At 72.5% G+C, this 26,303-nt stretch carries 23 protein-coding genes, 1 tRNA gene and 2 pseudogenes; 12 read left to right on the plus strand and 14 right to left on the minus strand.

All coding sequences use genetic code 11. The annotated features are described in order from the left end of the window. Window positions 1-19 precede the first annotated feature (19 nt). Complete coding sequence (bagB, locus tag ABD352_RS42355; protein ID WP_344618218.1) at window positions 20-1,162, plus strand: ArsA family ATPase; 1,143 nt, start codon at window positions 20-22, stop codon at window positions 1,160-1,162. Window positions 1,163-1,213: 51 nt separating this feature from the next. Here the strand turns inward: bagB and ABD352_RS42360 are convergent, their stop codons facing one another. Continuing rightward, the gene (locus ABD352_RS42360) at window positions 1,214-1,522 is read right to left on the minus strand and encodes a WhiB family transcriptional regulator (protein ID WP_223100822.1); all 309 of its coding nucleotides are present in this window, start codon (window positions 1,520-1,522) and stop codon (window positions 1,214-1,216) included. A gap of 433 nt (window positions 1,523-1,955) precedes the next feature. Between ABD352_RS42360 and ABD352_RS42365 the strand changes: the two genes are divergently transcribed. After that, a complete protein-coding gene (locus ABD352_RS42365) occupies window positions 1,956-4,436 on the plus strand; it encodes a transglycosylase domain-containing protein (protein WP_344618283.1) in 2,481 nt (826 codons plus the stop codon). 89 nt (window positions 4,437-4,525) lie between these two features. Here ABD352_RS42365 and ABD352_RS42370 read toward each other — a convergent pair whose 3' ends face one another. Continuing rightward, window positions 4,526-4,978: a GatB/YqeY domain-containing protein gene (locus tag ABD352_RS42370; RefSeq protein ID WP_425553885.1), complete on the minus strand. Its 453-nt coding sequence runs from the start codon at window positions 4,976-4,978 to the stop codon at window positions 4,526-4,528. Window positions 4,979-5,066: 88 nt separating this feature from the next. Here ABD352_RS42370 and ABD352_RS42375 point away from each other — a divergent pair, with 88 nt between their 5' ends. The 3 genes from ABD352_RS42375 to ABD352_RS42385 all read left to right on the plus strand — a co-directional run bounded on the left by ABD352_RS42375 (window position 5,067) and on the right by ABD352_RS42385 (window position 7,290). Further along, window positions 5,067-5,960, plus strand: a complete 894-nt coding sequence (locus ABD352_RS42375; protein ID WP_344618220.1) for a metallophosphoesterase — start codon at window positions 5,067-5,069, stop codon at window positions 5,958-5,960. Continuing rightward, window positions 5,957-7,132, plus strand: coding sequence for an alpha/beta hydrolase family protein (locus ABD352_RS42380; protein ID WP_344618221.1), 1,176 nt, complete (start codon window positions 5,957-5,959; stop codon window positions 7,130-7,132). The genes ABD352_RS42375 and ABD352_RS42380 overlap by 4 nt, the downstream gene beginning before the upstream one ends. An 84-nt stretch (window positions 7,133-7,216) precedes the next feature. Then, window positions 7,217-7,290, plus strand: a tRNA-Pro gene (locus ABD352_RS42385). 153 nt (window positions 7,291-7,443) lie between these two features. On the opposite strand, the pseudogene ABD352_RS42390 reads toward ABD352_RS42385, so the two are convergent. The 4 genes and pseudogenes from ABD352_RS42390 to ABD352_RS42405 form a co-directional block, all read right to left on the minus strand. Next, window positions 7,444-7,642, minus strand: a pseudogene (locus ABD352_RS42390) (LacI family transcriptional regulator); the annotation flags it as partial. A 70-nt stretch (window positions 7,643-7,712) separates the two neighbouring features. Next, window positions 7,713-8,102: a hypothetical protein gene (locus ABD352_RS42395; RefSeq protein WP_344618222.1), complete on the minus strand. Its 390-nt coding sequence runs from the start codon at window positions 8,100-8,102 to the stop codon at window positions 7,713-7,715. A 297-nt stretch (window positions 8,103-8,399) separates the two neighbouring features. Next, on the minus strand, window positions 8,400-9,032 hold the full coding sequence (locus ABD352_RS42400; RefSeq protein WP_344618223.1) for a PilZ domain-containing protein: 633 nt from the start codon (window positions 9,030-9,032) through the stop codon (window positions 8,400-8,402). Window positions 9,033-9,359: 327 nt separating this feature from the next. Then, on the minus strand, window positions 9,360-9,722 hold the full coding sequence (locus ABD352_RS42405; protein WP_344618224.1) for a hypothetical protein: 363 nt from the start codon (window positions 9,720-9,722) through the stop codon (window positions 9,360-9,362). Window positions 9,723-9,835: 113 nt separating this feature from the next. Between ABD352_RS42405 and ABD352_RS42410 the strand changes: the two genes are divergently transcribed. Then, a complete protein-coding gene (locus ABD352_RS42410) occupies window positions 9,836-10,465 on the plus strand; it encodes a UdgX family uracil-DNA binding protein (protein ID WP_344618225.1) in 630 nt (209 codons plus the stop codon). Window positions 10,466-10,536: 71 nt separating this feature from the next. On the opposite strand, the gene ABD352_RS42415 is transcribed toward ABD352_RS42410, so the two are convergent. Further along, window positions 10,537-11,940, minus strand: coding sequence for an FAD-binding oxidoreductase (locus tag ABD352_RS42415; RefSeq protein ID WP_344618226.1), 1,404 nt, complete (start codon window positions 11,938-11,940; stop codon window positions 10,537-10,539). Window positions 11,941-11,959: 19 nt separating this feature from the next. Here ABD352_RS42415 and ABD352_RS42420 point away from each other — a divergent pair, with 19 nt between their 5' ends. The 3 genes from ABD352_RS42420 to bfr are packed head-to-tail and all read left to right on the plus strand — an operon-like array spanning window position 11,960 to window position 13,011. After that, complete coding sequence (locus ABD352_RS42420) at window positions 11,960-12,271, plus strand: DUF4031 domain-containing protein (protein WP_344618227.1); 312 nt, start codon at window positions 11,960-11,962, stop codon at window positions 12,269-12,271. 40 nt (window positions 12,272-12,311) lie between these two features. Beyond that, window positions 12,312-12,497 (plus strand): (2Fe-2S)-binding protein, encoded by a 186-nt coding sequence (locus ABD352_RS42425; protein WP_344618228.1) that lies wholly within the window; start codon window positions 12,312-12,314, stop codon window positions 12,495-12,497. Between the two features lie 31 nt (window positions 12,498-12,528). After that, on the plus strand, window positions 12,529-13,011 hold the full coding sequence (bfr, locus tag ABD352_RS42430; protein ID WP_344618229.1) for a bacterioferritin: 483 nt from the start codon (window positions 12,529-12,531) through the stop codon (window positions 13,009-13,011). On the opposite strand, the gene ABD352_RS42435 is transcribed toward bfr, so the two are convergent. The 4 genes from ABD352_RS42435 to ABD352_RS42450 all read right to left on the minus strand — a co-directional run bounded on the left by ABD352_RS42435 (window position 12,986) and on the right by ABD352_RS42450 (window position 19,554). Further along, complete coding sequence (locus ABD352_RS42435) at window positions 12,986-13,591, minus strand: HD domain-containing protein (RefSeq protein WP_344618230.1); 606 nt, start codon at window positions 13,589-13,591, stop codon at window positions 12,986-12,988. The two genes, bfr and ABD352_RS42435, sit on opposite strands and share 26 nt — an antisense overlap. A 1-nt stretch (window position 13,592) precedes the next feature. Further along, complete coding sequence (locus ABD352_RS42440) at window positions 13,593-16,736, minus strand: diguanylate cyclase (protein ID WP_344618231.1); 3,144 nt, start codon at window positions 16,734-16,736, stop codon at window positions 13,593-13,595. Window positions 16,737-16,956: 220 nt separating this feature from the next. Further along, window positions 16,957-17,700 carry a hypothetical protein gene (locus ABD352_RS42445; RefSeq protein ID WP_344618232.1) on the minus strand — a complete coding sequence of 248 codons (744 nt, stop codon included), beginning with the start codon at window positions 17,698-17,700 and terminating at the stop codon, window positions 16,957-16,959. 9 nt (window positions 17,701-17,709) lie between these two features. Beyond that, window positions 17,710-19,554: a glycerol-3-phosphate dehydrogenase/oxidase gene (locus ABD352_RS42450; protein ID WP_344618233.1), complete on the minus strand. Its 1,845-nt coding sequence runs from the start codon at window positions 19,552-19,554 to the stop codon at window positions 17,710-17,712. A 69-nt stretch (window positions 19,555-19,623) separates the two neighbouring features. On the opposite strand from ABD352_RS42450, the gene ABD352_RS42455 reads away from it, so the two are divergent. Next, window positions 19,624-20,058, plus strand: a complete 435-nt coding sequence (locus ABD352_RS42455) for an SRPBCC family protein (RefSeq protein ID WP_344618234.1) — start codon at window positions 19,624-19,626, stop codon at window positions 20,056-20,058. A 130-nt stretch (window positions 20,059-20,188) separates the two neighbouring features. Here the strand turns inward: ABD352_RS42455 and ABD352_RS42460 are convergent, their stop codons facing one another. Further along, entirely contained in the window at window positions 20,189-21,760 is a 1,572-nt protein-coding gene (locus tag ABD352_RS42460; RefSeq protein ID WP_344618235.1) for a phytoene desaturase family protein, read from the minus strand. 62 nt (window positions 21,761-21,822) lie between these two features. Here ABD352_RS42460 and ABD352_RS42465 point away from each other — a divergent pair, with 62 nt between their 5' ends. Next, window positions 21,823-24,135, plus strand: a complete 2,313-nt coding sequence (locus tag ABD352_RS42465; RefSeq protein ID WP_344618236.1) for a S8 family serine peptidase — start codon at window positions 21,823-21,825, stop codon at window positions 24,133-24,135. 92 nt (window positions 24,136-24,227) lie between these two features. On the opposite strand, the pseudogene ABD352_RS42470 reads toward ABD352_RS42465, so the two are convergent. Then, window positions 24,228-24,356 (minus strand): annotated as a pseudogene (locus tag ABD352_RS42470) (IS481 family transposase); the annotation flags it as partial. Between the two features lie 453 nt (window positions 24,357-24,809). Between ABD352_RS42470 and ABD352_RS42475 the strand changes: the two are divergent. After that, window positions 24,810-25,259 carry a hypothetical protein gene (locus ABD352_RS42475; protein WP_344618237.1) on the plus strand — a complete coding sequence of 150 codons (450 nt, stop codon included), beginning with the start codon at window positions 24,810-24,812 and terminating at the stop codon, window positions 25,257-25,259. A gap of 59 nt (window positions 25,260-25,318) precedes the next feature. Here the strand turns inward: ABD352_RS42475 and ABD352_RS42480 are convergent, their stop codons facing one another. After that, a complete protein-coding gene (locus ABD352_RS42480) occupies window positions 25,319-26,176 on the minus strand; it encodes a DUF4262 domain-containing protein (protein ID WP_344618238.1) in 858 nt (285 codons plus the stop codon). Window positions 26,177-26,303: the final 127 nt, after the last annotated feature.

Consider the following 26,303-nt stretch of genomic DNA (forward strand, 5'->3'; position numbering starts at 1 on the left):
CAGCGGATACGCTCGCAGAGTGCCTTCCACTGCCGAGCCGCGCTCACCCCAGCTCGAGCTTGATGCGATCCTCGCCGACCGGGCGATCCGCATCGTGGTCTGCTGCGGCTCCGGCGGTGTCGGGAAGACGACGACCGCGGCCGCGCTGGCGCTGCGGGCCGCCGAGGAGCACGGCCGGCGCACGGTGGTGCTCACCATCGACCCGGCCCGGCGGCTGGCCCAGGCCCTCGGCCTGAGCGAGCTGGACAACACGCCCCGGCAGGTCAAGGGCCTGCAGCCGGAGTCGGCCGAGCTCCAGGCCATGATGCTGGACATGAAGCGGACCTTCGACGAGGTCGTGCTCGCGCACACCGACCCGAAGAAGGCCGAGGAGATCTTCGCCAACCCCTTCTACCAGGCCATGAGCTCGACGTTCTCCGGGACGCAGGAGTACATGGCGATGGAGAAGCTCGGTCAGCTGCGGGCCCGCGACGAGTGGGACCTGATCGTGGTCGACACCCCGCCGTCGCGCTCGGCGCTGGACTTCCTCGACGCGCCGGCCAGGCTGTCGCGGTTCCTCGACGGCAAGATGCTGCGCCTGCTCCTGGCCCCGGCGCGGGCCGGCGGGCGCAGCGTGTTCAACCTGGTCTCGGCCTCGTTCGGGCTGTTCAGCCGGACCGTGACGAAGGTCCTGGGCGCCCAGCTGCTCACCGACCTGTCGGGCTTCGTCGGCGCGCTGGACTCGATGTTCGGCGGTTTCCGCGAGCGGGCCGAGCAGACGTACCGCGTGCTGCAGGCCGCCGAGACGGCATTCCTGGTCGTCGCGGCCCCCGAGCCGGACGCCGTGCGCGAGGCGGTCTACTTCGCCGGGCGGCTGGCCGCGGACCGGATGCCGCTGGCCGGGCTGGTGCTCAACCGGGTGGTGCCGGTCGCCGCGCCGCAGCTGCCGGCCGAGGACGCGCGGGCCGCCGCGGACCGGCTCGACGAGGCCGGCGGCCACCGGGCGACCGCGGACGTGCTGCGGGTGCACGCCGAGCTGGCAGACCAGCACGACCGGCAGGCGGCGGTCTCCGGCCGGTTCCTGCGCGCCCACCCGGGCGTGCCGGTCGTCCGCATCCCGGCACAGCCCGCCGACGTCCACGACCTCGACGGGCTGCGCGCGATAGGAGCGACCTTCGGGTAGCCGCGACCGTTCGTTGCCGAACGGTCTGGCAAATACCCGACAAATATGTGCTCAGCCGGTCGGAACCAGCTCCTTGGTGGTGTCCTTCTCGTTGCGGTCCATGGCCGCTTCGAACATCTTGCGCCAGCTGGGCACCTGCGGATGACGGCGCAGCAGCGCACGGCGCTCGCGCTCGGTCATGCCTCCCCAGACCCCGAACTCGATCCGGTTGTCGAGGGCGTCCGCCAGGCACTCGTACCGCACAGGACAGCTGCGGCAGATCCGCTTCGCCACGTTCTGCTCGGCACCCTGGACGAACAGTGCGTCCGGGTCGCCATTGCGACACGCGGCGATGCTGGGCCAGTCGACGACCATGCTCATATTTCCTCTTCCCCCCTTGGACTCCCCCCGGGTCCATCCGCCGGTCTTGCCCCGGCGAAAAGCGCCCAAACCACGTCCCCCCATGGCATTCGGGTGCAGTTCGCCGGATTGCCCGGCGCGACAGCAGGGTCCCCGGCCACGGGAACCCCGAGAGGAGCTTTCCGGAACATCATGCTCTGTAGTCGTCCAGTTACGCAACGTTGTCGCACCAGGTTAACCGGCCTTTTGCGATCCACCGAAGGAACGATTCGTGCTACCGCAGCGTCACTCCCGGGTGCGATTTGCCCAAAATGCCGACGCCCCCGCGTTGCCTCAAGCAGAATCGGAACCGGGTCAACCTCACGCTTGGTGTCACGCGTCTAGGACAACGAGGACGCCGTCCATCTGGACGCGGCCTTATGACGTCGTCACGTACCCTGAGGCGGTGACCTGGATGCGCAAACGCGAGCACGGCCTGCTGCCCAATGCAGCCTCTCTGCTGCTGTGTGGGCTCTTGGCAGGACTGGTGGTCGCTGCGGCCGCGTTCCCTGCGGTCGCGATGTCCGGACTGGCCGCGAAGGCCGGCGCGGACACGTTCGAGAACCTGCCGACCGATCTCTCGGTGTTGCCCTCGCCGCAGATCTCCTACATCTACGCCTCCGACGGCAAGACGCTGCTGGCGATGATGTACGACGAGAACCGCCGGGACGTGAAGATCGACGACGTCGCCCCGATCATGTGGAAGGCGATCGTCGCGGCCGAGGACAACCGGTTCTTCGAGCACCGCGGCGTCGACGTGAAGGGCGTCGCGCGCGCGTTCGTGGCCAACCAGAACGCCGGCGGCCAGACCGAGCAGGGCGCATCGACGCTCACGATGCAGTACGTGCGCCAGGCCATCTCCTACTCGGCCCAGACGCCGCAGGAGGTCGTGGACGCCACCGACAAGACCCCGACGCGCAAGCTGAAGGAGATGAAGTACGCGATCGACCTCGAGAAGAAGCTGTCCAAGCAGGACATTCTCGAGCGGTACCTCAACATCGCGGCCTTCGGTCACGGCGCCTACGGCATCTACGCCGCTTCGCACGTCTACTTCGAGAAGGACCCCAAGGACCTGACACTCGCCGAGGCGGCGCTCATCGCCGGCCTGGTGAAGGCGCCGGGCACCAACGACCCGGCCACGGCCGGGGGCCTGCCGGCGGCGCTGGACCGGCAGAAGTACGTGCTCAAGCAGATGGTGTCGATGAAGTACATCGACCAGGCCACCGCCGACGCGGCGGCCAAGGAGAAGCTCAACATCGTCGGCAAGCGCACCCCGGAGGGCTGCGAGTCGATCCAGCGCCCGGAGCTGGGCGCCGGCTTCTTCTGCGACTACCTGCGCCGCTGGTGGACGGACCAGAAGGTGTTCGGCGAGGACCAGTACCAGCGGGCCAACCGGCTGCGGGCCGGCGGCTACACGGTCGTCACCTCGCTGGACGTGCAGACCCAGGCGGCGGCGTTCAAGTACGCCCAGGAGCAGCCGTACGTCGACAAGTACCAGCAGGTCAAGATGGGCCAGTCCAACGCGCTCATGCTGGCCGCGGTCCAGCCTGGCACCGGCCGGGTCACCGCGCTGGCCACCAACCGCCTCTTCAGCAACGACCAGAGCCAGAACGGGCCGAACACCAACCCGGACAAGAAGGGCCAGAAGGGTAACTACCCGCGGACCACGGTGCCGATCATCACCGGCGACACCGACATCCCGGGCTACCAGGCCGGCTCCGCGTTCAAGATCTTCACCGCCGTGGCCGCGCTCGAGGCCGGGTACCCGCTGGCGTACACGATCCAGACCGAGAAGCAGTACGTCTCGAACTTCGTGATCGACGCGAAGAGCCCGGCGGCCTGCAACGGCCCGCACTACTGCCCGAAGAACTCGGGCGGCCAGTCCGGTCCCTACAACATGTGGACCGGCTTCGGCTCCTCGATCAACACGTTCTTCGTACCGCTGGAGGAGCGGGTCGGCGTCGACCACGTCGTCGACGTGGCCAAGCGCATGGGCATCCAGTTCAACGCCTCGCAGGACGCGCAGTACGCGGCCAACCCGAAGCAGTGGGGCGCCTTCACGCTGGGCGTCAGCGCGACCACGCCGCTGCAGCTGGGCAACGCCTACGCCACCCTGGCCGCCGACGGCCTCTACTGCGAGCCGACCCCGATCCTCGAGGTCAAGGACATCAACGGCAAGAAGGTCGACGGCCTCGACCCGAAGTGCAAGCAGACCATCGACCCCGAGGTGGCCCGGGCGGCCGTCGACATGGCCCGCTGCCCGGTCGGCGACCAGTCCGCGACCGGCAAGTGCGCCGGCGCCACCGCCGGCTACGCGCGCAACTTCGTGAAGCGGCCGATCGCCGGCAAGACCGGCACCACCGACTCGGAGAAGAGCGCCACCTTCACCGTCATGACCAAGCAGCTCGCGGTCTCCGGGTTCCTCACCGACCCGGACTGGCCGGAGACGAACAAGGACATGAAGCACCCGCCGGTCAACTACGCCGCGCTGGGCACCCTGCGCGACGGCCTGGAGGGGCAGCCGGTCGTGAACTTCACGCCGCCGACCAAGGACAAGTCGCAGGGCAAGCTGGTCGACATCCCGTCGGTCAAGTGCCTCTCGGTCGACCAGGCCCGCTCGAAGATCAAGTCCGCCGGCTTCTCGGTCTCGGTCTCCAGCCAGCAGGTCGCGTCGCAGTGCCCGGCGGGCACGGTCGACCGCACCGACCCGGCCGGCTCCACGGTCAAGAACAGCACCGTCCAGCTGATCGTGAGCAAGGGGCCGGGGGCGCAGGCGCCGCCGTACCAGGGCGGCAACGGCCATGGCAACGGCAACGGCAATGGCCGCCCGAACGGCGACGTGCCGTTCGGCAACGGCACCGACCCGAACAACTGCCCGATCCCATGGATCTGTTAGCGCTCTGAACGCGAAAACGGCGGGCGTCCCGGCATCCGGGGCGCCCGCCGTCGTGTTCGGGTCGGATTACTTCGGTGTCGCCGAACCGCTCAGCCCGCGGCGAGCTGCGCCTTGACGATCGCGGCGACGCGCCCGCCCTCGGCCCGGCCGGCGACCGCGGCCTGCGCGGCCTTCATCGCCGCACCCATGCTGCCGGGGCCGCTGAACCCGCCGGCGGCCAGCGCGTCCCGCACGATGCCGGCGAGCTCGTCGTCGGAGAGCTGCTTCGGGAGGTACCCCGAGATGACCTCCTCCTCGGCGCGCTCCTTCGCGGCCTGGGCCTCCCGGCCCGCGCCCGCGAACGCGTCGGCCGCCTCGCGGCGCTTCTTGGCCTCCTTGGTGAGGACCGAGAGGATCTCGTCGTCGGAGAGCTCACGGGCGGACTTCCCGGCGACCTCCGCGTTACGCACCGCGGCGATCGCCATCCGCAGGGTCGACGTCACGAGCTCGTCCCGAGCCTTCATGGCGTCGCGCAGGTCGGACTCCAGGCGTGCCTTCAACATGAGCAAAGTCTATCCGTTGGATCTTGCCGAAATTCGTTTGTAAAGCCTGCACTAATCCCGTTTGTAGGAGCGCCGGTACCCTGAGCACATGCGCTCGAAGACGATCCTGCGACTCGCGGCCGGCACCGTCGCCGCAGGCGCCGCCACTTTTGCCTACGCCTCGCTCGTCGAGCGCAACATGTTCACGCTGCGCCGCTTCGACGTGCCGGTGCTCGCTCCCGACGCCGAGCCGCTGCGCATCCTGCACATCAGCGACCTGCACATGACCCCGGACCAGCACCGCAAGCAGCGGTGGGTGGCCGAGCTGGCCGGCACCGACCCCGACCTGGTCATCGTGACCGGCGACAACATGGCCCACGTGGACTCCGTCCCGGGCGTGGTGCGGGCCCTGACCCCGCTGCTGGACCGCCCGGGCGCCTTCGTCTTCGGCTCCAACGACTACCGCGGCCCGGTCTTCAAGAACCCGCTGGGGTACTTCAGCAAGCGCAAGCCGTACGTGCAGGGCGCCGTGTTGCCCGCCGAGGAGCTGCGCGACATGTTCACCGGCTCCGGCTGGGCCGACCTCAACAACGCCCGCACCACCATCAAGGCCGGCGGGCGCACCATCGAGCTGGTCGGCGTCGACGACCCACACATCGACCGCGACGACTACGACGCCGTGGCCGGCCCGGCGGCGGCGGACGTGGACGTGCGCATCGGCCTGACCCACTCCCCCGAGCCGCGCATCCTCGACCGCATGGCCGACGACGGCTTCGACCTGCTGCTGGCCGGGCACACCCACGGCGGTCAGGTCGCGTTGCCCTTCTACGGCGCCCTGGTGACCAACTGCGGCCTGGACCGCAGCATGGCCAAGGGCCTGCACCGGTGGCCCTACTCGGAGGCCTACCTGCACGTGTCGGCCGGCCTGGGCACCCACCCGACCGCCCCGATCCGCTTCGCCTGCCCGCCGGAGGCGTCGATCCTGACGCTCATCCCGCGATGACCGCAGAGGCGTCGGCGCAGCCGCTGCCGGTCCCCCGGATTCGCAAGTGGCCGCGCCGGGCCGCCTACGCGGGCGTGGCGGGGGCGGCCGGCCTGGCCGTGCTGCTGCCCACCGGGACGGCGGGGGCGGCGTGGTACCTGGCCGGCCAGGTGCTCAACGTCAACGCCGCCCGGGTGTACCCCGTGCGGGTGCGCGCCTGCGCCGACAGCCGCGTGACGCTCACCCGCACCCCCGACACCGCCCGGTCCATCCCGCTGTCGTTCGTCTGGGCCACCGGCCACGCCCGCCTCGGCGCCGTGGTCACCGCCGACCGCGCGACGGTCACCCGGGAGGTCGAGCTCGTCGAGCGGGGGTCGCTGGTGGCCGGGCTCAGGGGGTACACCTCGGGCTATGTCTTCGAAGGCGACCCTCTCGGCGCGCGCGGGCTGCCGTTCGAGGAGGTCGTCGTGCCCGGCGAGCTCGGCGCGCTGCCGGCGTGGCTGGTCCCGCCCACCACGGCCGCCGCCGACGACACCTGGATCATCGCCGTGCACGGCCGCGGCGCCCCGCGCGGCGAGGCCCTGCGCGCGCTGCCCACCCTGGCCGCCTCCGGCCACCGCACGCTGGTGGTGTCGTACCGCAACGACGCCGACGCCCCGCCGTCGCCGGACCGCCGCTTCCACCTGGGCCACACCGAGTGGCGCGACGTACGGGCGGCGATCGACTACGCCAGGTCGTCGGGCGCCCGCGACGTGATCCTGATGGGCTGGTCCATGGGCGGCGCCGCGATCCTCAACCTGCTGCGCCACTGGGACCACGGCGGCTTCCTGCGCGCCGTAGTCCTGGACTGCCCGGTGGTCGACTGGAACGCGACGCTGCGGATGAACGCCCGCCAGCTCAACGTCCCGCCGGTGTGGACCTGGACCGCCCTGCAGCTCATCTGCCGCCGCCTGGGCGTACGGGCCGTGGACCTGGACTACCGCCCGGTGGCGGCCCGCCTGGACGTCCCCACCCTCGTCTACGTCGACCACGACGACCGCACGGTGGCCCCGCAGCCGACGATCGACTTCGCCCGCTCCGCCCCCGACCGCATCTCCTTGGTCGAAACGCGTGAGGCCGGTCACTGCCGCGGCTGGAATCTCGACCCGGCGGCCTACGAACACCGTCTGACCACGTTCCTGCAATCGGTGTAACCGCAGCTCAACGCCCTGCCACGCGACGCGGGGGATACCGAGTTTGCGGGCGCGCGGGCGTGGGCTACGATTACTCGGCACGCTCGGGGTATAGCGCAGCTTGGTAGCGCGCTTCGTTCGGGACGAAGAGGCCGTCGGTTCAAATCCGGCTACCCCGACTTCGTAAGCACCAGCTCAGGGCTGGTTTCCTGGAAACAGGGAGCCAGCCCTGAGTCGTTCTCCGACTCCCGGCGGGGCCGCATCACCCGCCCGTCACGCTGCAGCAGCTGACCCCAGAGCCGCCGCCGGCGACCCGGCACTCAGCCCCCGGCGGGCGCGATCGGCACCCAGCATGCGGTAGCCGATCGGCGGCGTTACGACCCCGCGCCGGGGATGCCCGGCCAGGGCTCCCCCAGCACCGGCACCGGCCGCACACCCGCTGCCGTCCCGCGGGGATGGCGACCGGTCGCGGCGGGCTTTGAACAGCCAAGTTGCGAACCCGGTCTGCCGCCAATGCGCCGCAAGCTCACCAGGTTTCGATAGCCGGCCGCATCTTGTCACGAGTTGCATCGGCTAGGTTGCCACGGTGAGCTCCGAGCAATCAGGCGAGCGACCGTCGTCGCAGGCTGGTCAACTGTCTTGGCACAGCTTGACGCCCGAGAGCGTCGGTGACCTTACTGAGCGGTACGCGTTCGGAGATGCGTGCGTTCGCGAAGTCAGCCGCCAGCAGACTTACGGAAAGGGTGCAACGTCTACCGCTTCCGTCGTCATTGAGCTGGCGAGGAATGAGCCAGAGCCTGAGTGGGTCACCTTGCGACTGGAGCTCGGCGACGTCCGGGACTTCCGGATTGTCGACGCCAATACCTTCTCCTGGGTCCTTCTCGACGATCTCAATGTCGTACGCGACGCTACCGGCCGACTTCACGTCGATCTCGACAATGTGAGCCGAGCTGATTTCCGGACTCCTGACCAGATGGCCGAGGAGTCTCACCTGTACTTCTCGGCCCGAGAGGTCCGATGGGCGGAGCTGCCCCTCGAATGGACTGGCGAGGGGTTCGCGCCTAGAGAGGTCAGGCGCGATGACCGTTGATCACGTGAACGTGCCGAAGCCAGGCTCTCCTTCGCCAAGGAGGTATGTGACTCCGCCGACTTCGAGGCGGCGGCACAGGCATACGAGTATTTCGGCCCGCCAGAGCTCGCCGAGCGCGTGCGGCGGATGGCGGCAGTTACCGAAGACGCTGGCGACAAGCTGACCAGGCGCCACTACGAGATGCTGCGCGGCGACCCGTCATCGGTCGGCGAGGTCGCGTTCGCGGCGGCGCTGCTCGATCTCCCAGGAGTACACGAGCTGGCGGATGAGCTGGGCGACGCGCTCCTCCGGCTCGTAGGTCAGCACGATCTCAGCAAGCCCGTCGTCCGTGTCGCGCGTCGCGTGGACGACGCCGATCTGGTCGGTGCGGACCGCGCCGAGCGGCAGCGACACCGCGACCAGGTCGCCGATCTGGAACATGCGCTCGGGGTCGTGGCAGCGCACGCCGCCCTCGCTGAGGTCCACCACCTCGATCTCCAGCGACCGCGACGAGCCGGCGGCCGCGAGGTGGATCGGCGTGCCGTGCGCGCCGCGCACGAATCGGCGGCGGGTGTCGCGCACGACGTCGCCGACGATCTCCAGCTGCCAGCGCTTCGGGCTCTCCTTGGTGATGCCGACCAGGCGGACGGGCAGGATCGACCGGTTGCGGGTGGTGTTCGTCCAGAACACCTGGAACTCGGCGCCCTCTTCTGGCGGCTCGACATCTCCCGCGCCGATCGGGGCGGCGATGGTGAGCGCGGTGCCTTCGAGGTCCTCCACCCGGGTCTTGTAGGACGCATCGCCGGAGCCGGCGACGTAGAGGAGACCGTTCACGCCAGGACGATCAGTCATTGCCCGTTCCCTTCGACGACTCGACGGTAGGGGGCCGTCGAAGGGAACACCGTTGCCACGGCCGGTGCAGGATCGTTGCAGTCGCCGAGCGACTGCGGATGCGGGCGTGTTCGCGGCGTTGGGGTGAAGCACGGCGGCCTCGGCCATGCGGCCGAAGAGCTCGGCCAGCCCAGGTGACACCGGCGCGTGCTCGGAGGGCATACCCGAATCCGTGAAGCGGAGTGGGAAATCCAGCAGTACCCCACGCTGCAGGCGATGTGGGCAAGCAAGCCCATCCGCAGCGCCATCGACCTGGAGTGCGCAGACTGAGCGCGGCCGGAGGCCGTGTCAGCCGCGCACGACGTGGACGCCGCCTACCAGGCTGTACTCGCGCACCTTCAGCTTGCGGGTGGTGGGGCCGGTCGCGGGCTCGATGCGCACGCCGCCGAAGAGGCGGAAGCCCTCGACCTCGATCTCGACGTCCTGCGGGACGCGCAGCGAGCAGCCGCCGATCAGGCTGATCTTCGTGAGGACCGGGTGCTCGGGGAGGCCGGCCTCGCACAGGTCCAGGTTGGCGCCGCCGAGGGGGCCGAGCACCCGCATGTCCTGCGGCATCTTCCAGGCGCCGCGGCGCTTGGTGCCGCCGAGGATGTTGAAGTACCAGGTGGCACCCGAGCGGCTGGTCAGGAACGGGCTCTCATTCGCATCCATGTTCTTCACGGTACGGACGGCGGCGCGGGCTGAGCGATATCGATCGCCATGCCCGTGGGGATGACATCTGTCATGTGGGGTAGCGGGAAGGCCATGTGGGGTACCGGAAAGGCATGGTTGCCGAAGTTCCTCCGGACGCCGACCTCGACGAACTGCGCGCCGCGGTCCAGGGCTGCCACGGCTGCGAGCTCTACCGGGACACCACCCAGGCCGTGTTCGGCGAGGGGCCCGGCGACGCGCGGATCCTGGTCGTCGGGGAGCAGCCCGGGGACGTCGAAGACCGGCGCGGGCACCCGTTCGTCGGGCCGTCCGGGAAGGTCCTCGACCGGGCACTGGTGGCCGCCGGGATCGACCGGGAGGCCGTGTACGTCACCAACGCCGTCAAGCATTTCAAGCATCGCCCGGCGGCCCCCGGCAAGCGGCGGCTGCACCAGACCCCCGACCGGACCGAGATCGTGGCGTGCCGGCCGTGGCTGGTGGCCGAGTTCGCGCGGATCCGGCCCAGCCGGGTGGTGGTGCTCGGGGCGACCGCGGCCCAGGCGCTGCTCGGGCCGGCGTTCCGGGTCACCCGCGAGCACGGTGTGCCGCTGCCCTGGCCGCAGCGGGCCGAACACCCCGAAGACTTCCCCGGCGCCCCCGAGGCCGTGCTGGTCGCCACCGTCCACCCGTCGGCCGTGCTGCGCGCCGACGATCGGGAGGCCGCCTTCGAGGCAATGGTCGCGGACCTGAGGGCCCTACCTTGAATCGGATATAGGAGCCGCCGGGGTATAAATCCGATAAGTCGCGGCGCGCCAGCGCCCGACTTATCGCGGCCTCAGAAGATCTTGCCGGGATTGAGGATGTTGTCCGGGTCCAGGGCGGCCTTGATCGAGCGGTGCGCCTTCAGGCCCGTCGGGCCGATCTCCCGCGCCAGCCAGTCCCGCTTGAGCAGGCCCACCCCGTGCTCGCCGGTCGAGGTGCCGCCCAGGGACAGGCCCAGCGACATGATGGCGTCGAAGACCTTCTGGCCCCTTGCCAGGCTCACCGGGTCCGAGCGGTCGATCACGATGATCGGGTGCAGGTTGCCGTCGCCGGCGTGCCCGACGGTGGCCACCACGACGCCGTGCTCCGTGGCGACCCGCTCGATCCCCTCGATCAGCTCGACCAGGCGGGTGCGCGGCACGGCCACGTCGTCGACCATGATGCCGCCGCCGAGCGGGAACAGGTGGGCGGCGAAGTGCTCCAGGGCCGGGTGGGCCAGCCGCCGGGCGGCCAGGAGAGCGTCGGCCTCGGCGGCGTCGGAGGCCACGAACACGTCGGCCGCGCCGGCCTCGCGGCACATCGCCGAGATGCGGTCCAGGTCGGCGGGGGCCCGGCCGCCGGAGTCGACCGAGGCGATGAGCAGGGCGGCCGCGGCGGTCGGCAGGTCCATCGGGCGGTAGGCCTCGATCGCGCTCATCGCCACGCGGTCGATGACCTCCAGCATGCTGGGCTGCATCCCGGAGCCGACGATCGCGGAGACGGCGGCGCCGGCGGCCGGGAACGTGTCGAACACGGCGACCAGGGTGAGGGCCGGCTCGGGGGCCGGGTGCAGCCGGACGGTGATCTCCGTGATCACGCCCAGGGTGCCCTCGGAGCCGACGAAGAGGCTGGTCAGGTCGTAGCCGGCGACGCCCTTGGCGGTGCGCCGGCCGCAGGTCAGGACCTCGCCGCTGGCCAGGACGACCTCCAGCCCGATGACGTGGTCGCTGGTCACGCCGTACTTCACGCAGCACATCCCGCCCGCGTCGGTCGACACGTTGCCGCCGATCGTGGACTGCTCCCAGGAGCCGGGGTCGGGCGGGTAGTAGAGGCCCTTGGCGGCCACCGCCCGGCGCAGCTGCGCGTTGACCACGCCCGGCTGGACCACGGCGATGCGGTTCTCGGCGTCGATGTCGATGATCTCGTTCATCCCGATGAGGGACAGCACGATCGCGCCGTCGATCGCGTTGGCACCGCCGGCCAGGCCCGAGCGGGCACCCTGCGGGATGACCGGCACCTTGTGGCGGCTCGCCGCGCGCAGAACCGCCGACACCTGGCCCGTGGTGCGGGGGCGCACGACGATGGACGGCGTGCCGTACGGCACCAGGTCCGCCTCGTCATGCTCGTAGGAACGCAGCAGCTCCGGATCCGTGAGCACGCCGCCCTCGTGAGGCAGCGCTCCCCGCAGCTCGTCGACCAGACCCATGTTGAGATCCATACCTGGCAAGGTAGTGCGTGTGCTCTACATCGACACCCCCCGGTGGCCCGCACACGGGCGGCTCTGGGCCCATCTCGTCAGCGACGTGTCCGCGGCCGAGCTGCACGCCTTCGCGGAGCTGATCGGGGCGCCCCGGCGCGCGTTCGAGCGGGACCACTACGACGTGCCGGCGGACCGGGCGCGCGTCGCCGTCTGGCTGGGTGCCCGGCTGGTCCCGTCGCGGGAGATCGTCGACCGCCTGGTTGCCGCCGGGCTGCGCCGTCCGCGCTATTTGTCCGCTTCAGCCGGGCAGAAAAAGCCTGCTCAGGGGTTGTTTCGCCGGGAAGATTAGGCAACCCTTGCTTAGGTCAGGCTAAGCAAGGAGTACGGTCGTGTTCGTCTGCATCTGCCACCGCGTCCGCGAGTGCGAGATCCGCCGGGTCATTCAGTCCGGCGCGCACACGGAGGACGCCGTCGGGGAGGAATGCGGGGCGGGAACCGGATGCGGCACGTGCCTCGACCGCATCGCCGACCTGATCGACACCGAAAATCGGAGCGCGGTACCCGTTTTCGGCTGAAATCGGGCATGTGTGGGCGTACCCTGCGTGCATGCAGGGGGATGCACGAGTCATCGAATTTCTCAACGAGCAGCTGACCGCCGAGCTCACGGCGATCAACCAGTACTTTCTGCACGCGAAGATGCAGGAGAACTGGGGATACACGATCCTGGCCAAGCACACCAAGCACGAGTCGATCGACGAGATGAAGCACGCCGAGGTGCTCACCGATCGCATCCTGTTCCTGGAGGGCCTGCCGAACTACCAGCGGCTGCTCCCGCTGCGCATCGGCGAGACCGTGCCCGAGATGTTCAAGTGCGACATGCAGATCGAGATGGAGGCGGTCGACCGGCTGCGCCGGGGCATCGAGTACATGCGCTCGATCGGCGACGTGACCTCGGCCAACATCTTCGAGGACATCCTGGCCGACGAGGAGCACCACGTCGACTACCTGGAGACCCAGCTCGGCCTCATCGAGAAGCTCGGCGAGGCCCTCTACCTCCAGAACGTCACGGAGCACCCAGAAGCGTCCTGATCTCCGCCGCCAGGTTCGCGCGGGCACGGGCGGACCACTCCGCCCGTGCCGGTACCACCCGGTAGAGCTCGGGCAGGTCCGCCAGCTTCCGCAGAATCCCGGCCCGCCCCGGCCGGAACACCTCGTCCGGCACCGCCGCGTACTCCTCGCGCACCGCCGCCGCATACCGGTCGTACTCCGGTTTGCCGGACGCCAGGATCGCCAGGTCGGCGTCCGCCAGCAGCCCGCCGTTGCGGTCGCCCGGCGCCACCGCGTGTCCCGCGGTCAGCCGGACCAGCCGCGCCACCTCCTCGGCGCGCGCCTGAGAAAAGCCAAGAGCCTCCAGGTTTCGTACCGCGAGAGCCGCGCTGCGCTCCTCGTTGTCCTGGGCGAACACCTCGTAGACCGCGTCGTGGAACCACGCCGCCAGGCGCACCGCGTCGGCGTCGTCGGCCAGCCCCGCGTGCTCGTCGATGACGGCGAGCATCAGCGCGAGGTGGTCGAGCGTGTGGTACCGCCGATGGGGCTGCGACCAGCGCGCGAGCAGCTCCCGCCCGACGACCTCTTCCCCCGGGAAGATTCGCTGCCACGCCTCGAGCACGCTATGAGCTTAGCGGCCGGACGCTCTCCACGACGTGGTCGAGGCTCAGCATGCGCCCGGCGGCCCGGTCCCGCGGGTGGGCGGCGACGAGCGGCAGCGTGTGGTCCCGCAGCGTCTGCGCGTCCGGCGGGTCGGCCAGCCGGTGCCGGGCCCGCAGCGCGTCCGCGGCGCCGATGAGCCGGGCCGCGTGCGCCGGGTCGGCCTCGACCAGCATCGCCGCCACCGCGTCCAGCGAGATGGCGAGGTCCAGCCGGTCGCCGACCTCGTGCCGGGTGACCAGCGCGGCCACCAGCAGCCGCAGCGCCTCGACCCGGTCGCCGTCGGCCCGGGCGGCCAGGCCGAGCTGGTGCTGGGCCATCGCCGCGCCGAACGCGTCGCCGATCTGCCGGCTCAGCGCCAGGCTCTCGTCCAGCGCCGCGCGCGCCCCGGCCACGTCGCCGCCGAGCAGCCGCGCCTGGCCGACGCACTCCAGCGCGAGCAGGATGCCCCGGGTGTTGCCGGCCGCCCGCTCCAGCTCCAGGCACTCCCGGGCGTAGCGCTCGGCCGCCGCGTCGTCGCCCCGGCTCAGCGCCACCTTGCTGAGGTTGCCCAGCGACGCGGCGACGCCCTGCGGCACGTCCAGCTCGCGCCACACCGCGAGGCTCTCGCCGAAGTGCGCGGTGGCGGCGGCGTGGTCCCCGCCGCCGATCGCGGCGATGCCGATGGCGTTGTGCGCGTGCCCGACCGTGCCCCGGTCCCCCGCCGCGGTCGCCCGGCGCAGGCTCTCCTCGCCGAAGCGGTACGCCGCCTCGTGCTCGTCCTGGGTCGCGGCCAGGATCGCCGCGGCGTGCAGCAGCCGGGCCCCGGTGCCGTCGTCGGTCGACTCGGCGGCGCCCAGGACGCGGCCCAGCCAGTCGCGTCCCTCGCCGATGTGCGCGCCGTTGCGCCAGTACCGCCACAGCCCCAGGCAGATCCGGGTGCGCGTCGGCACGTCGCCGTGGTCGAACGCCGCCCGCACGTTCTGGTAGTCCGCCTCGATCCGGCTGGTCCACTCCACCTGGTCCGGCCCGGTCAGCCCGACCGCCGAGGCCTCCGCGAAGTCGGCGTAGAAGTGCGCGTGCCGGTCGGCCGGGCCGGCCTCGTCGCCGAGCCGGTGGTGCGCGTAGGCGCGGATGGTGCTCAGCAGGTGGTACCGCGCGCCGCCTTCGTCGCGCACCACCAGGTGCTTGTCCACGAGCGCGGCCAGCCGCTTCTCCAGCAGGTCCAGGTCTCCGCCGGGCAGGGCGACGGCCAGCGCGGCCGGCCCGGTCCAGCCCCCGGCGAAGACCGACAGCTCGGTCATGAGCCGCTGCTCCTCGCCGTCGAGCAGCACGAAGCTCCAGTCGATCGCGCCGCGCAGGGTCTGCTGGCGGGCCGGCAGGTCGCGCGGGCCGGAGCCGCCGAGCGAGTCCAGGTCGCGGTCGAGGTGCTCGGTGAGGTGGTTGAGCAGCTCGTCCGGCGTCAACCGGTCGATGCGGGCCGCCGCCAGCTCGATCGCCAGGGGCAGGCCGTCCAGCCGGCGGCACAGCGCGGCGACCGGCAGGGCGGTGTCGATGGTGATCTCGAAGTCGGCGTCGACGGCCCGCGCCCGCTGCTCGAACAGCGTCACCGCGGGCGAGTCGGCAAGCGCCGGGACCTGGTAGACCTGCTCGCCGTACAGCGACAGCCGCTCCCGGCTGGTGACCAGCGCGCGCACCCCGGGCGCGGCCGCCAGCAGGTCGCTGACCAGCGCCGCGGCGTCGTCGACGACCTGCTCGAAGTTGTCCATCACGAGCAGCTGCTCGGCCTCGGCCAGCTGGTCCAGCACCGTGTCGAACAGGTGCTGGTCGGGCAGCTCGGCCACGTGCAGGGCCTGGGCCAGCGCCGCCGTGACCAGCTCGGCGCTGGTGGCGTCGGCCAGCGGCACGAAGACGGCGCCCTCGGCGAACTCGTCGGCCACCGCCCCCGCCGCGGCCAGGGACAGCCGGGTCTTGCCGATGCCGCCCGGGCCGACCAGGGTGACCAGGCGGCCGTCGCGGATCAGGCCGGCCACCCGGGCCGTCTCCCGGTCGCGGCCGACGAGCTTGGTCATCGGCACCGGCAGCCGGCTGCGCCGCCGCTTGGGCGCGACCGGCTTCACCCCCCAGGTGCCGTCCCCGGCCGCGATCAGCTCGCCCGCCGCCCGCATCCGCTGCAGCTCGGCCTCGGCCCGCGCGGGCAGCCCGCCGGAGCGCTCCACCAGCCGGTCGATGAGGGCCTGGTTGGGCTCGCCGGTCAGCGCGATGCGCAGCCAGATCCGCACCGTGGCCGGCGACCACGGGGTGAGCTCGATGACGGTCTCCGGCCCCTGGGGGCGGGGCGCGTCGGCGCGCAGGTCGGTGCTCGCGTAGACGATGGCCGCGGCGTCGCCGAGCTCGGGCAGGGGGTCGTCGACGTCGGCAAGGAGGATTACGGATTTGTCGAGGTTTCCCGCGGTACTGCCGGAAATCTCGGTTCTGAAGCCCCGCAACCGGGCGATCTGGGCCACCTCGCGCAGGAACCGGGTGTGGCCGGCGCCCTTGGGCCCGGCGACGCGCAGCGCGCCGCGCAGGCCGGCCGCGACCCGGGTGATGAACTCCTGCGTGGCGGAGAGCGCGGCGTCGCGCTCCCACAGCCGGGACGAGCCGGCCGCCGCGTCGGCCTCGATGTCGTCGCCGACCGCCTGGCCCCGCCCGCGCCGCTTGGCCAGGTAGTTGCGCCGGTCCGCGGCCGCGATGAGCGCCTCGGCGTCGACCCCGTCGGCGGGGTTGGTCGCCACGCCCATGCTGACCGACAGGTGCAGCGGCGGGGTGCCCTCGAACACCCGGGCCTTCACCTCGTCGGTGAGCCGGATGGCCAGGCGCAGCGCCTCGTCGGCCGCGGTGTGGGGCAGGAGCAGCACGAACTCGTCGCCGCCGTAGCGGAACAGCGCGTCGTCGGCCCGGATGAGGCCCTGGATGCGCTCGGCGAGCTGGCGCAGCAGCAGGTCGCCGCGCAGGTGGCCGAAGGCGTCGTTGACCGTCTTGAAGTGGTCGACGTCGAACAGCAGCAGGCTGCAGCCGCTCACGTCGCGCAGCGCGGCGTCGAGGGCGGCCCGTGGATGGGCGCCGGTGACTGGATCCAGTGTCACCGGTGACGGTCCGCCCTGCAGGTTCATCGCCAGCTTGATCGGCCTTTCCGGGTCGCCGCTGAGATGTTCGGGCGCAAATGACGCATCGGGGGACGGGGGGTCGGGCGATCGGTGTCCGGCGGCCGGTCCGTTTCGGGCCCCGTTCGTCCCTTTGCGTCAGTCCGCCAAGCGCTGGCAGTAGTACCGCCGAAGGGGTCCGGTCATCCGCCGGGGCCCTTCGTCATCGGATCGCCACCGCCACGGTGGCGTCGTCGTGCCGCTTGTGCCGCGGGTGACGCGCGCGGTCGGGGTCGGCCCGCTCCTCGGCGCGCACCCGCCGGATCAGCTCGGCCGGGCCCTCCGCCACTACCAGGTCGAGCAGCTCGGCCCAGGTCAGCAGCCCGTAGCTGTCGGCCGCGCAGGAGGCCCCGTCGGTGAGCAGCGCGGCCCGCCGGACGCGCGGGGCCGCGCCGCGCACCGCCTCGAACGCCGCCCGCGGGTCGGCGGCCGCGATCCAGTAGCCGCCGGGCCGGTTGACGTGCCCGTACTTGTCCGAGTGGACGGCCAAGCCGGCGGCGATCCGCTCGAAGCGGTCGTCGGCCACCACCGTCACGCCCTCGCCGGCGTCCAGGACCAGCGGGCTGTCGCCGAGCACGAGGTACTCGCCCGACTCCCGCAGCGCGCAGACGGTGGCCGCCGGGGTGGCCGGGTTGGCGAGGTCGCAGCCGCCGCCGTGGTCGCCGCGCACGGCGTCGATCGCGGTGGCCAGCAGGTCGGCCAGCCCGGCGCCCGGTGCGGCGGCGTGGGCCGCGTGGAGGCGGAGGGCCAGCCGCCGGGCGTACCAGGCCGGGCCGTGCCGGCAGCCGTCGTCCAGCCCGGCCGGCCGGGTGACCCCATCCAGGACCGCGACCAGCCCGTCAACGGCCAGCACGCAGTCCTCGTTCACCCGCCCCGGCGCCCCGGCGGTGGCGAACCGGACCCGCATCGGGCCCGCTCAGACGATCGCGCGGTCGGCCTGGAAGCCGCGCACGTCGGGGGCGCCCAGCCGGGCCGCGTCCGCGGTCAGGTCGTCGAGCATCTGCTGCGACTCCTGCTCGGCGGCCACCCGGGCGAGGTAGTGGTCCACCTCGCGGGCCCGGGTCGCGGCGTCCCAGCCCAGCACCTCGCCCATCACCTTCGACGCGTCGGCGGCCGAGGCCGTGCCGCGGTGGTCGGTCTCGAACGAGATGCGGGTGCGCCGGGTGAGCACGTCCTCCAGGTGCAGCGCGCCCTCGGCGAGGGCGGCGTAGGCGACCTCGGCGGCCAGGTACTCCGGCGCCCCCTCGATCGGCCGGCGCAGCGACGGGTCGATGTCCAGCACCTCGAAGGCGAGCGAGCCGTAGCGCTCCAGCAGGTGCTCCAGCACCCCGACCGGGATCCCGTGCCGGCGGGCGAGGTCCGCCCGGTTGGTCCACAGTGGATGGTAGCCGTCCGCGCCCAGCAGGGGCAGGTCCGCGGTGCGCGAGGCCGGCACCAGACCGCCGTGCCGGCGCAGGCCGCCCAGCCGGTGTGCCACCCGGTCGATCACGTCGGCCGCCATGACCCGGTAGGTGGTGTACTTGCCGCCGGCGATGAGCATCAGGCCCAGCATCGGCTCGACGACCGCGTGCGTGCGCGACAGCGCCGAGGTCTGCTCGTCGCGGCTGTGCGGCTGGCGCTGCCGGGCCTCGCGGGACAGCAGCGGGCGCAGGCCGGCGTAGACACCCTCGATGTCGGCGGTGCCGATGGGGCGGTCGAGGACGGCGTTGACCTGGCCGAGCAGGTAGGAGATGTCGGTCGCCGAGGCCGCCGGGTGGCCGCGGTCGAGGGTCCAGTCGGTGTCGGTGGTGCCGATGATCCAGTGGCCGCCCCACGGGATGACGAAGAGCACCGACGTCGGGGTGCGCAGGATGAGGCCCGCCTCGCCGGTGATGGCGGAGCGCGGCACCACCAGGTGCACGCCCTTGCTGGCCCGCACCTGCAGGCCGGACGACTCGCGCGGCCCGGCGCCGGACAGCATGCCGGCGATGTCGTCCATCCACACCCCCGTGGCCGCGACCACGGTGCGGGCGTGGACCTCGAACTCCTCGCGGGTCTCCAGGTCGCGCACGGTCACGCCGGTGACCTCGCGGGCGTCGCGCAGCAGGCCCACCGCCCGCGCGCTGGGCACGATCGCGGCGCCGAGGCTGGCGGCGGTGCGGGCCAGCGTGGCCACCAGGCGGGCGTCGTCGACCTGGCCGTCGTAGTACTGGATGGCGCCGCTGATCGCGTCCTCGCGCAGCGACGGGAAGCGCCGGTGGGTCTCGGTGCGGGACAGGTGGCGGTGCAGCGGCATGCCGCGCGGGGCCGAGCGGCGCAGCCGGGCCGTGGCCGCGAAGGCGTCGTAGAGCCCGACGCCGGTGCCGTAGTAGGCGCGCTGCCAGGCCCGCTGCGCCAGGCCGGAGAAGCCGCGGTGGGAGGGCAGCGGCACGAGGATGGGCACGGGGCGCACGAGGTGCGGGGCCAGTCTTGAGGCGAGCAGCCCCCGCTCCTGCAGCGCCTCGGCCACCAGCCCGAACTCGAACTGTTCGAGATAGCGCAGGCCGCCGTGGATGAGCTTCGACGAGCGGCTCGACGTGCCGGAGGCCAGGTCGCGGGCCTCCACCAGGGCCACCGACAGCCCGCGGGAGGCGGCATCCACCGCGGCGCCGGCGCCGGTCACGCCGCCGCCGATGATCAGGACGTCGAATCGCTCGCGGCGCAGCCGGGCCACGTCGCTTGCCCGGCGGGCGGGCGACAGGCGGGACGCCTCGAATCGGGACGTGGAGGGTTCACGGCGCACCACTACACCGTAGCCTCGCCCGTCACGCCACCGGGTGTGAGACGCACGGCTGGGGGAATCCCTTACGACGTGTCCATCACCGAACGCATCGTGCGCGCGCCCGTCGACCGGGTGTACTCCGTGCTGTCCGACGGGTGGTCGTACGCCGACTGGGTGGTCGGCACGGCCCACGTCCGCGACGTCGACGCCGCCTGGCCCGCACCGGGCGCGCGGCTGCACCACAAGGCCGGCCCCTGGCCGCTCTCGATCCACGACGGCAGCGAGTCGCTGGCCTGCGAGCCGGGCCGGATGTTGTTACTGAAGGTGCACGTGTGGCCGCTCGGGGCGGGGCAGGCGAAGTTCACCCTGGACCCGCTGGACGAACACGCGACCCGGGTGACGCTGCAGGAGCAGTTCACGGAGGGGCCGCTGCTGGGCGTGCGCAACAAGGTCGGGGACGCGGTACTGCATTTCCGCAACACGGAGGTGCTGCAGCGGCTGGCCGATCTGGCGGAGCATCGCTGATGGTTCTTGGCACGACGGCGCTGGCAGGGAGGCCCCCCAGGGGCCGACCGGTGTCTGACGGGAGCGGCGGCGCCCTGGTTGCGCGGACCGGAGCCAGGATTTTCATTTTTGAAATTCGCAAGCCCTCGCCCTAGCTGGGGTAGATGCGTCGCATCGCGGCGGTGATGGCGGCCCGGTAGGCGTCGCCGAGCACCGGCCGGTGCCGGGCCAGCGCCGCCCGCGCCGCGTTGGCACCGGCCGCGCCGTGCACGCCGCCGCCCGGGTGGGCGCTGGAGCTGGCCAGGTACAGCCGGTCGATCGGCGTGTCGGCCCGCCCGAGCCCCGGCGTGGGCCGCCACACCACCTGCTGGTACGCCCCGGCGGTGCCCCCGTTGATCGCCCCGTCGATCAGCGAGGGGTTCTCGGCCTGCAGCTGCGCGGGGCCGGCCACGTACCGGCCGAGCACGAGGTCGTCGAAGCCGGGCGCGTACCGCCGCAGCACGCCGGTGACCCGCTCCACGTGGGCGGCCGCCTGCTCCGCGGTGACGCCGCGGGGCAGATGGGTGTACGCCCACAGCGACTCGGTCCCGCCCGGCGACCGCGTCGCATCCGCCGTCGTCATCTGCCCCACCAGCAGGAACGGCTCCTCCGGCGGGCGCCCGATCGACAGGTCGGCCGCGTAGCGCACCGGGTCGGCGCCGAGGTGGATCGTGCCTGCCCCGGCCGCCTCCGGCGCGATCCACGGCACCGGCCCGGACAGCGCGAAGTCGATCTTCAGGGTGGGGTTGTCCCAGCGGAAGCCGGCCAGGTCGGCCAGCAACCGGCCGGGCAGGTGCCGGGGCTCGATGAGGTCCTGGTACAGCGGCGGCGCCGGCACGTCGGCGACGACCGCCCGGCGGGCCCGGAAGAGCCGCCCGTCCGCGCAGCGCACGCCCAGCGCCCGGCCGCCGCCCACGACCACCCGCTCCACCGGCGCCCGCAGGTGCACGTCCCCGCCGAAGCGGCGCAGGAGGGCGTCGGTGAGCCGTTGCGCGCCGCCGACGGGGACCGGGAAGCCGTACTGCTGGGCCAGCATCGCCAGCAGCCAGCCGAAGGCGCCACCGGCCGCGTCGTCGGGCGCCAGGTCGGTGTGCAGTGCCAGGCCGTTGAGCAGCAGCCGGGCGCCCTCGCCCGCGAAGAGCTCCTCGCCGAGGACCCGGGCCGGCACCAGGAAGCGCCGGCCCAGCCGCAGCGCGCCGCCGAGGCCGGCGCCGGCGGCGAGGCGGGCCCCGGCGCGGATCGGGGGGAACGGGGTGAGCAGCGCGTCGATGAGGTCGGGGGCGAGGCGGCGCCACTCGGCGTACCAATGGCGCCAGGCCTTGCCGTCCCCCGGTGCGAAGCGCTCCAGCGACTCGGCGGTGAGGTCGAGCTCGCGGCTGATGACCGCGGCGCGGCCGTCGGGGAAGACGTGCGCCACCACCTCGGGGGCGTGGGTCCAGCGCAGCCCGTGCGCCTCGAGGTCCAGCGCGAGCAGCGGCGGGGAGCCGGCCGCCAGCGGGTAGAACGCGCTGCACAGGTCGTTGACGAACCCCGGCACGGTCACCTCGGCCGAGCGGACGCCGCCGCCGGGGTGGCCGGTGGCCTCCAGCACCACCACGTCCCATCCGGCATCGGCCAGCATATTGGCGGCGACCAGGCCGTTGGGCCCGGCGCCGATGACGACCGCGTCGACCGTTTCCGTCATGCCCCTCGGTCTCCTTCTCTTGGCGCCTCGTCCTGTCATACCCCCCGCGTAAAGTCCCGACCATGGATCCCGGCTTCTCGATCTCGCGCCGCGCCCGGGGCTGGGCGCTGGCGCTGACGATCCTGCTCGGGCTCTGGACCGTCGCCGTGGTCGTGCTGCCCAACGCGGTGGTGTGGCTGATCGGCGACACGCTCGTCATCGAGGGCCTCACCATGCCGCGGGTGGTCTGGGTGCTGGTCGCCCTGTTCACCTTCCTGCTGGCCGGCGTGCCCGCGCTGCTGCTCGCCCAGCTGTCGCCGGTGCCGTTCGCCCGCACCGCCGGGCGGCAGTGGCTGCTCGCCGCCGGCTTCGGTGCCCTGCTCGGCGTGGCCCGGCTCATCCCGACGACCTTCCACGAGCTGTATCTGGCCGTCCTCGCCGCGCTGGCCGCCATCGCCGCCGCGGTGCACATGAGCATCAAGGGCCGGCTGGAGCCGCGGGCGGACCGGGACCGCTGGATGTTCTGGCTCTCGCTCGCCGCCGGCCTGCTGCTCCTGCTGCCCTGGCTGTGGGTGGGCGCGCTCGGCGGCGCCCTGGAGAGCGTGCTGGCGCTGCTGGCCGCGCTGGCCGTGAGCTGGCTCGCCACCCGTCCGGTGCTGGCCCTGACCGCCCGGGCCGCCACCGCGCACAACGGCTGGGCCGGGGCCGCGCTGGCCGGCCTGCTCGCGGGCGTCGGGCTGACCTCGCTGGCGGCCGGCGTCGGCGAGCCGGCCGTGCAGCTCATGGCCCTGCTGTGCGTGCCGCCGGCGGCCTTCGCCCTGGCCGCCCTGCGGCACAAGGGCGAGCCGTCGGTGGTCGCGCTGCTCACCCCCGTGCTCTTCGGCCCGCTCGCGCTGGTCGACCCCGACGAGACCTCGCTCATCCTCGGCCTGCGCGACGGCCTCTTCTGGGGCGGCGTCGGCGCGGCCGCCTCGGGCGTGCTGGCGCTGCTGGCGGCGATCGCGGTGCTGGTGGCGTTCCGCCGGGCCCGCTGGCGGACCTGGCTGTCCGCGGCCCTCGCCGCCGTGATCGCCGTGATCGGGGCGGTCGTCTACGTCACGCTCGGCCAGCCCGGGCTGAGCGGCGAGCGGCTCTTCGTGGTCATGCGCGAGCAGGCCGACCTCTCCGGCGTGGCCGCCATCCCCAACCACGCCGAGCGGGTCCGGCAGACCTACGAGCGCCTGGTCGCCACGGCCGAGCGCAGTCAGGCCTCGCTGCGGGCCGCGCTGCGCTCCAGGGGCCTGTCCTACACGCCGTTCTACCTGGTCAACGGCATCGAGGTGGACGCCGGCCCGGTCGCCCGGGAGTGGCTGGCCGGCCGCACCGACGTGGCCCACGTGCTGCTCAACCCGCACCTGCGCCCGCTGCCGGCGACCGAGTCCCCGATGCACGGCACGGCCGCCGCCCCGACCTCGCCGCCGTGGAACCTCACCCTGATCAAGGCCGACCAGGTCTGGGCGCGGTACTCCACCGGCAAGGGCATCGTCGTGGGCAGCTCCGACTCCGGCGTCGACGGCACCCACCCGGCCCTGCGGGCCAACTTCCGCGGCGGCGACGACTCCTGGCTCGACCCCTACGGCCCCGATCGCACCCCGACCGACGGCAACGGCCACGGCACGCACACCATGGCCACCGCGGTCGGCGCGGGCGTCGGCGTGGCCCCCGGCGCCCAGTGGATGGCCTGCGAGAACCTCCCGCGCAACCTGGGCAGCATGGCCAACTACCTGACCTGCCTGCAGTTCATGCTGGCGCCGTATCCGGCGGGCGCCGACCCGTGGCACGCCGGCCGCCCCGACCGCGCCCCGCAGGTCCTGACCAACTCGTGGGGCTGCCCGACCGTCGAGGGCTGCGACCTGTACTCCATGCGCCCCGCCATCGACGCCTTCGCCGCCGCCGGCATCTTCTTCGTCGCCGCCGCCGGCAACACCGGCCCGCGCTGCCGCTCCATCACCGACCCGCCGGCCAACTACGCCGCCACCCTGACCGTGGGCGCCGTCGACCGCAACGCCCACGTCGCCGAGTTCTCCAGCCGCGGCCCCACCCCGGACGGGCTGACCAAGCCCGACGTCCTAGCCCCGGGCGAGGACGTCCTGTCCGCCCTCCCCGGCGGCGGCTACGACTACCTGAGCGGCACGTCGATGGCCACCCCTCACGTGGCCGGCGTGGTCGCTCTCATGTGGTCGGCCAACCCGGCCCTGATCGGCGACGTCGCCCGCACCCGCGCCATCCTGGCCGAGACCGCCACCCCGGCCACCCCGACGGGCAAGGCCTGCGCCACCCCGGCCGACACGACGGGCGCCGGCCTGGTCGACGCCCTGGCCGCCGTCCAGGCCGCCGTGGCCCTGCCCGCACACTAGGCCCTGACCTGCCGCTCATGCCGGCCTGCGACGGGCCCGGATTCCGCGTGCGAGCGCGCCCCGCGAAGACCTGGCTACAGCAACCCGTGGCCCGGCCTCGGCGGAGCGCACGCGCAGTGGTGAAGGGTGTCGCGCCAGAGGTGGGATTTGTAGCAGCCGCCGTTGTCGCTCAGGACGCGTCGGACGGTGATGCCGTGGCTGGTGAACGCGGCGACAGAACGCGGCGGCGGTGCCTTTGCGTTCGTCGGGCAGAACTTCGGTGTGCGGATAGGCGTAGCCGAGGTCACCGCCGCTGTGGCGGTCACGGCGGCGGCCGGTGCGATCGGTGGCGGTGGGCGGCTCGTTCGTAGCGGCGGACCGGTCGAGGTGGGCGAGCCTCGGCACTCACGGTCAGCACCCGGTGGACCGCAGGTACGCGATGTGGGCCGGGCTCCAGCGACGCAGGACCCGGACCTTGATGATGCGCACGTTCGGTGCGCTGCGGCCGGCTGGGGCGGTCGGCCCAGCGTTCGGTGACACCTGGGACCGTTCCGCGGCACGGCGCACCGGGCCGGGTCTCGGTCGCCCTGAGCTGCGAAGATCGAGACGTTGACGGGCATCGTTTGGAAAAACTGACGCTCGGGAATGTCAGGCTCATGGCTCTCACTAGAACGCGCCGGCGCACCGCCTCTCATGTGGGCGCCGTCGTTGCTTTCATCCTGGTGCTGATCTTCGGCAGTCCGATCTTCGTGGACTGGGTGAACGACAACACGCGGCCCGACACGGCGGGCGGGCTGTTCCTTCGCACGCTGGCCTGGCCGGCGTGGACCTTCGACTCGAAGGCTCCGGTGCGCGACGTACTGGCGCAGGATCTCAAGGCGATCCTGTTCATCCTCTTCGTCGCGGTGTTCCTGGCGATGATGGCCGGGGCCGAGCTCTCGCGGGCCCGGGGCACGCTGGCCGACTTCTTCAGCGGCTGGGGCGCGGTGATCTTCGCCGCCGCGCTCGCCGGGTTCATCACCGCGTTCCTGTCGGCGCACACGGGCCTCTACTTCGCGCTGCTGTGGGCGCTGACCGGCGCGCAGTACGGGCTGATCACCGGCTGGATCATCGCGCTGGCCCAGATGGGCACGCGCCGGCCGTAACACGCGCAACGCAGCGGGCCGGTCGCCTCCGGGCGAGTCCGGTCCGTTGCCGTGTCTCGTCAGCCCCGCAGCTGCGTGATGCCGCCCCGCTCCCACGCCGCCGCGCTCGCGTGCCGCAGCGGCTCCTCGAGGGCGGCGCGCTTCCACCCGCCGCCGGTGGCCCGCGCGGTGATGCCGTCGGGCAGGTCGCCCAGCGCGGCCAGGGTGGGATGGCGGCGCACGAGATGGCCGAGGTACGCCACGCAGAGATCGTCGGCGTCGTGCCCCCGGTCGTCGAGGACGTCGAACGCGCCGCCGTCGAAGACCACCAGCGCCGGGGCCCGCTCGCCGGCGGCGACCGCCCGGCTGGTCAGGGCCCACGCGTCGGGCTCGGCGGGCAGGGTGAAGCCGTCGGCGTACTCGTACAGCAGCCGCCAGCTGCCGTCGGGGTGCTCCGCGGCCGGCAGCCAGGCCCAGGGCTGGCGCAGCCGGCTGCTCTGGGTGGCCTGCTCGTCCCACGGCCAGCGGCCGGCGGCGTCGGACCACAGCAGCTGCCAGACGGGCTCCGGGTGGCCGCGATAGAAGCGGTGCAGACTGCCGAAGAACGCGTCGGACCACGACGCGTCGATGGGCCGCAGCTGTACCGCGATGCCGTCGATCACCCCGGCCAGCGGAGCCTCAGCCGCGGGCCAGCCGTCCGCGCGCACCCTGGCCACGCAGGTGTTGAGCCACTGCTGCATGTCCTCCCCGACGAGGCCGAACATCGCGATCTCGGGGAGGTTGAAGGAGTGCCGCAGGCCGACGGTGAAGGCGAAGTCGTACGTCCCGGGCACGGCCAGCGCGCACCAGCCGTGCTCCTCGACGGTCTTGACGATCCCGGCGTCGCCATTGCGCGGGGCAGAGGTGCAGATCAGGCACGGGCACGGCGCATCCCTCATGCCTCGTATATTCCCAGCTCTTCACCCATTCTTCATCCGCTCACACAGTGGGCGGGGCGATAGGCCGTGGACGGGGCGATAAGCCTTGGGCCGGCGATAAGCCGTGGGCGGGGCGATAAGTCGGGCG

The sequence above is a fragment of the Dactylosporangium salmoneum genome (assembly GCF_039532525.1).
Lineage (GTDB): Bacteria > Actinomycetota > Actinomycetes > Mycobacteriales > Micromonosporaceae > Dactylosporangium > Dactylosporangium salmoneum.

Coding starts and splice junctions, on each gene's coding strand:
- ABD352_RS42360 (WP_223100822.1), bottom strand. CDS start 1,522: ATGAGCATGGTCGTCGACTGGCCCAGCATCGCCGCGTGTCGCAATGGC.
- ABD352_RS42365 (WP_344618283.1), top strand. CDS start 1,956: ATGCGCAAACGCGAGCACGGCCTGCTGCCCAATGCAGCCTCTCTGCTG.
- ABD352_RS42370 (WP_425553885.1), bottom strand. CDS start 4,978: ATGTTGAAGGCACGCCTGGAGTCCGACCTGCGCGACGCCATGAAGGCT.
- ABD352_RS42375 (WP_344618220.1), top strand. CDS start 5,067: ATGCGCTCGAAGACGATCCTGCGACTCGCGGCCGGCACCGTCGCCGCA.
- ABD352_RS42380 (WP_344618221.1), top strand. CDS start 5,957: ATGACCGCAGAGGCGTCGGCGCAGCCGCTGCCGGTCCCCCGGATTCGC.
- ABD352_RS42400 (WP_344618223.1), bottom strand. CDS start 9,032: ATGACTGATCGTCCTGGCGTGAACGGTCTCCTCTACGTCGCCGGCTCC.
- ABD352_RS42405 (WP_344618224.1), bottom strand. CDS start 9,722: ATGGATGCGAATGAGAGCCCGTTCCTGACCAGCCGCTCGGGTGCCACC.
- ABD352_RS42410 (WP_344618225.1), top strand. CDS start 9,836: ATGGTTGCCGAAGTTCCTCCGGACGCCGACCTCGACGAACTGCGCGCC.
- ABD352_RS42415 (WP_344618226.1), bottom strand. CDS start 11,940: ATGGATCTCAACATGGGTCTGGTCGACGAGCTGCGGGGAGCGCTGCCT.
- bfr (WP_344618229.1), top strand. CDS start 12,529: ATGCAGGGGGATGCACGAGTCATCGAATTTCTCAACGAGCAGCTGACC.
- ABD352_RS42445 (WP_344618232.1), bottom strand. CDS start 17,700: ATGCGGGTCCGGTTCGCCACCGCCGGGGCGCCGGGGCGGGTGAACGAG.
- ABD352_RS42460 (WP_344618235.1), bottom strand. CDS start 21,760: ATGACGGAAACGGTCGACGCGGTCGTCATCGGCGCCGGGCCCAACGGC.
- ABD352_RS42465 (WP_344618236.1), top strand. CDS start 21,823: ATGGATCCCGGCTTCTCGATCTCGCGCCGCGCCCGGGGCTGGGCGCTG.
- ABD352_RS42480 (WP_344618238.1), bottom strand. CDS start 26,176: ATGAGGGATGCGCCGTGCCCGTGCCTGATCTGCACCTCTGCCCCGCGC.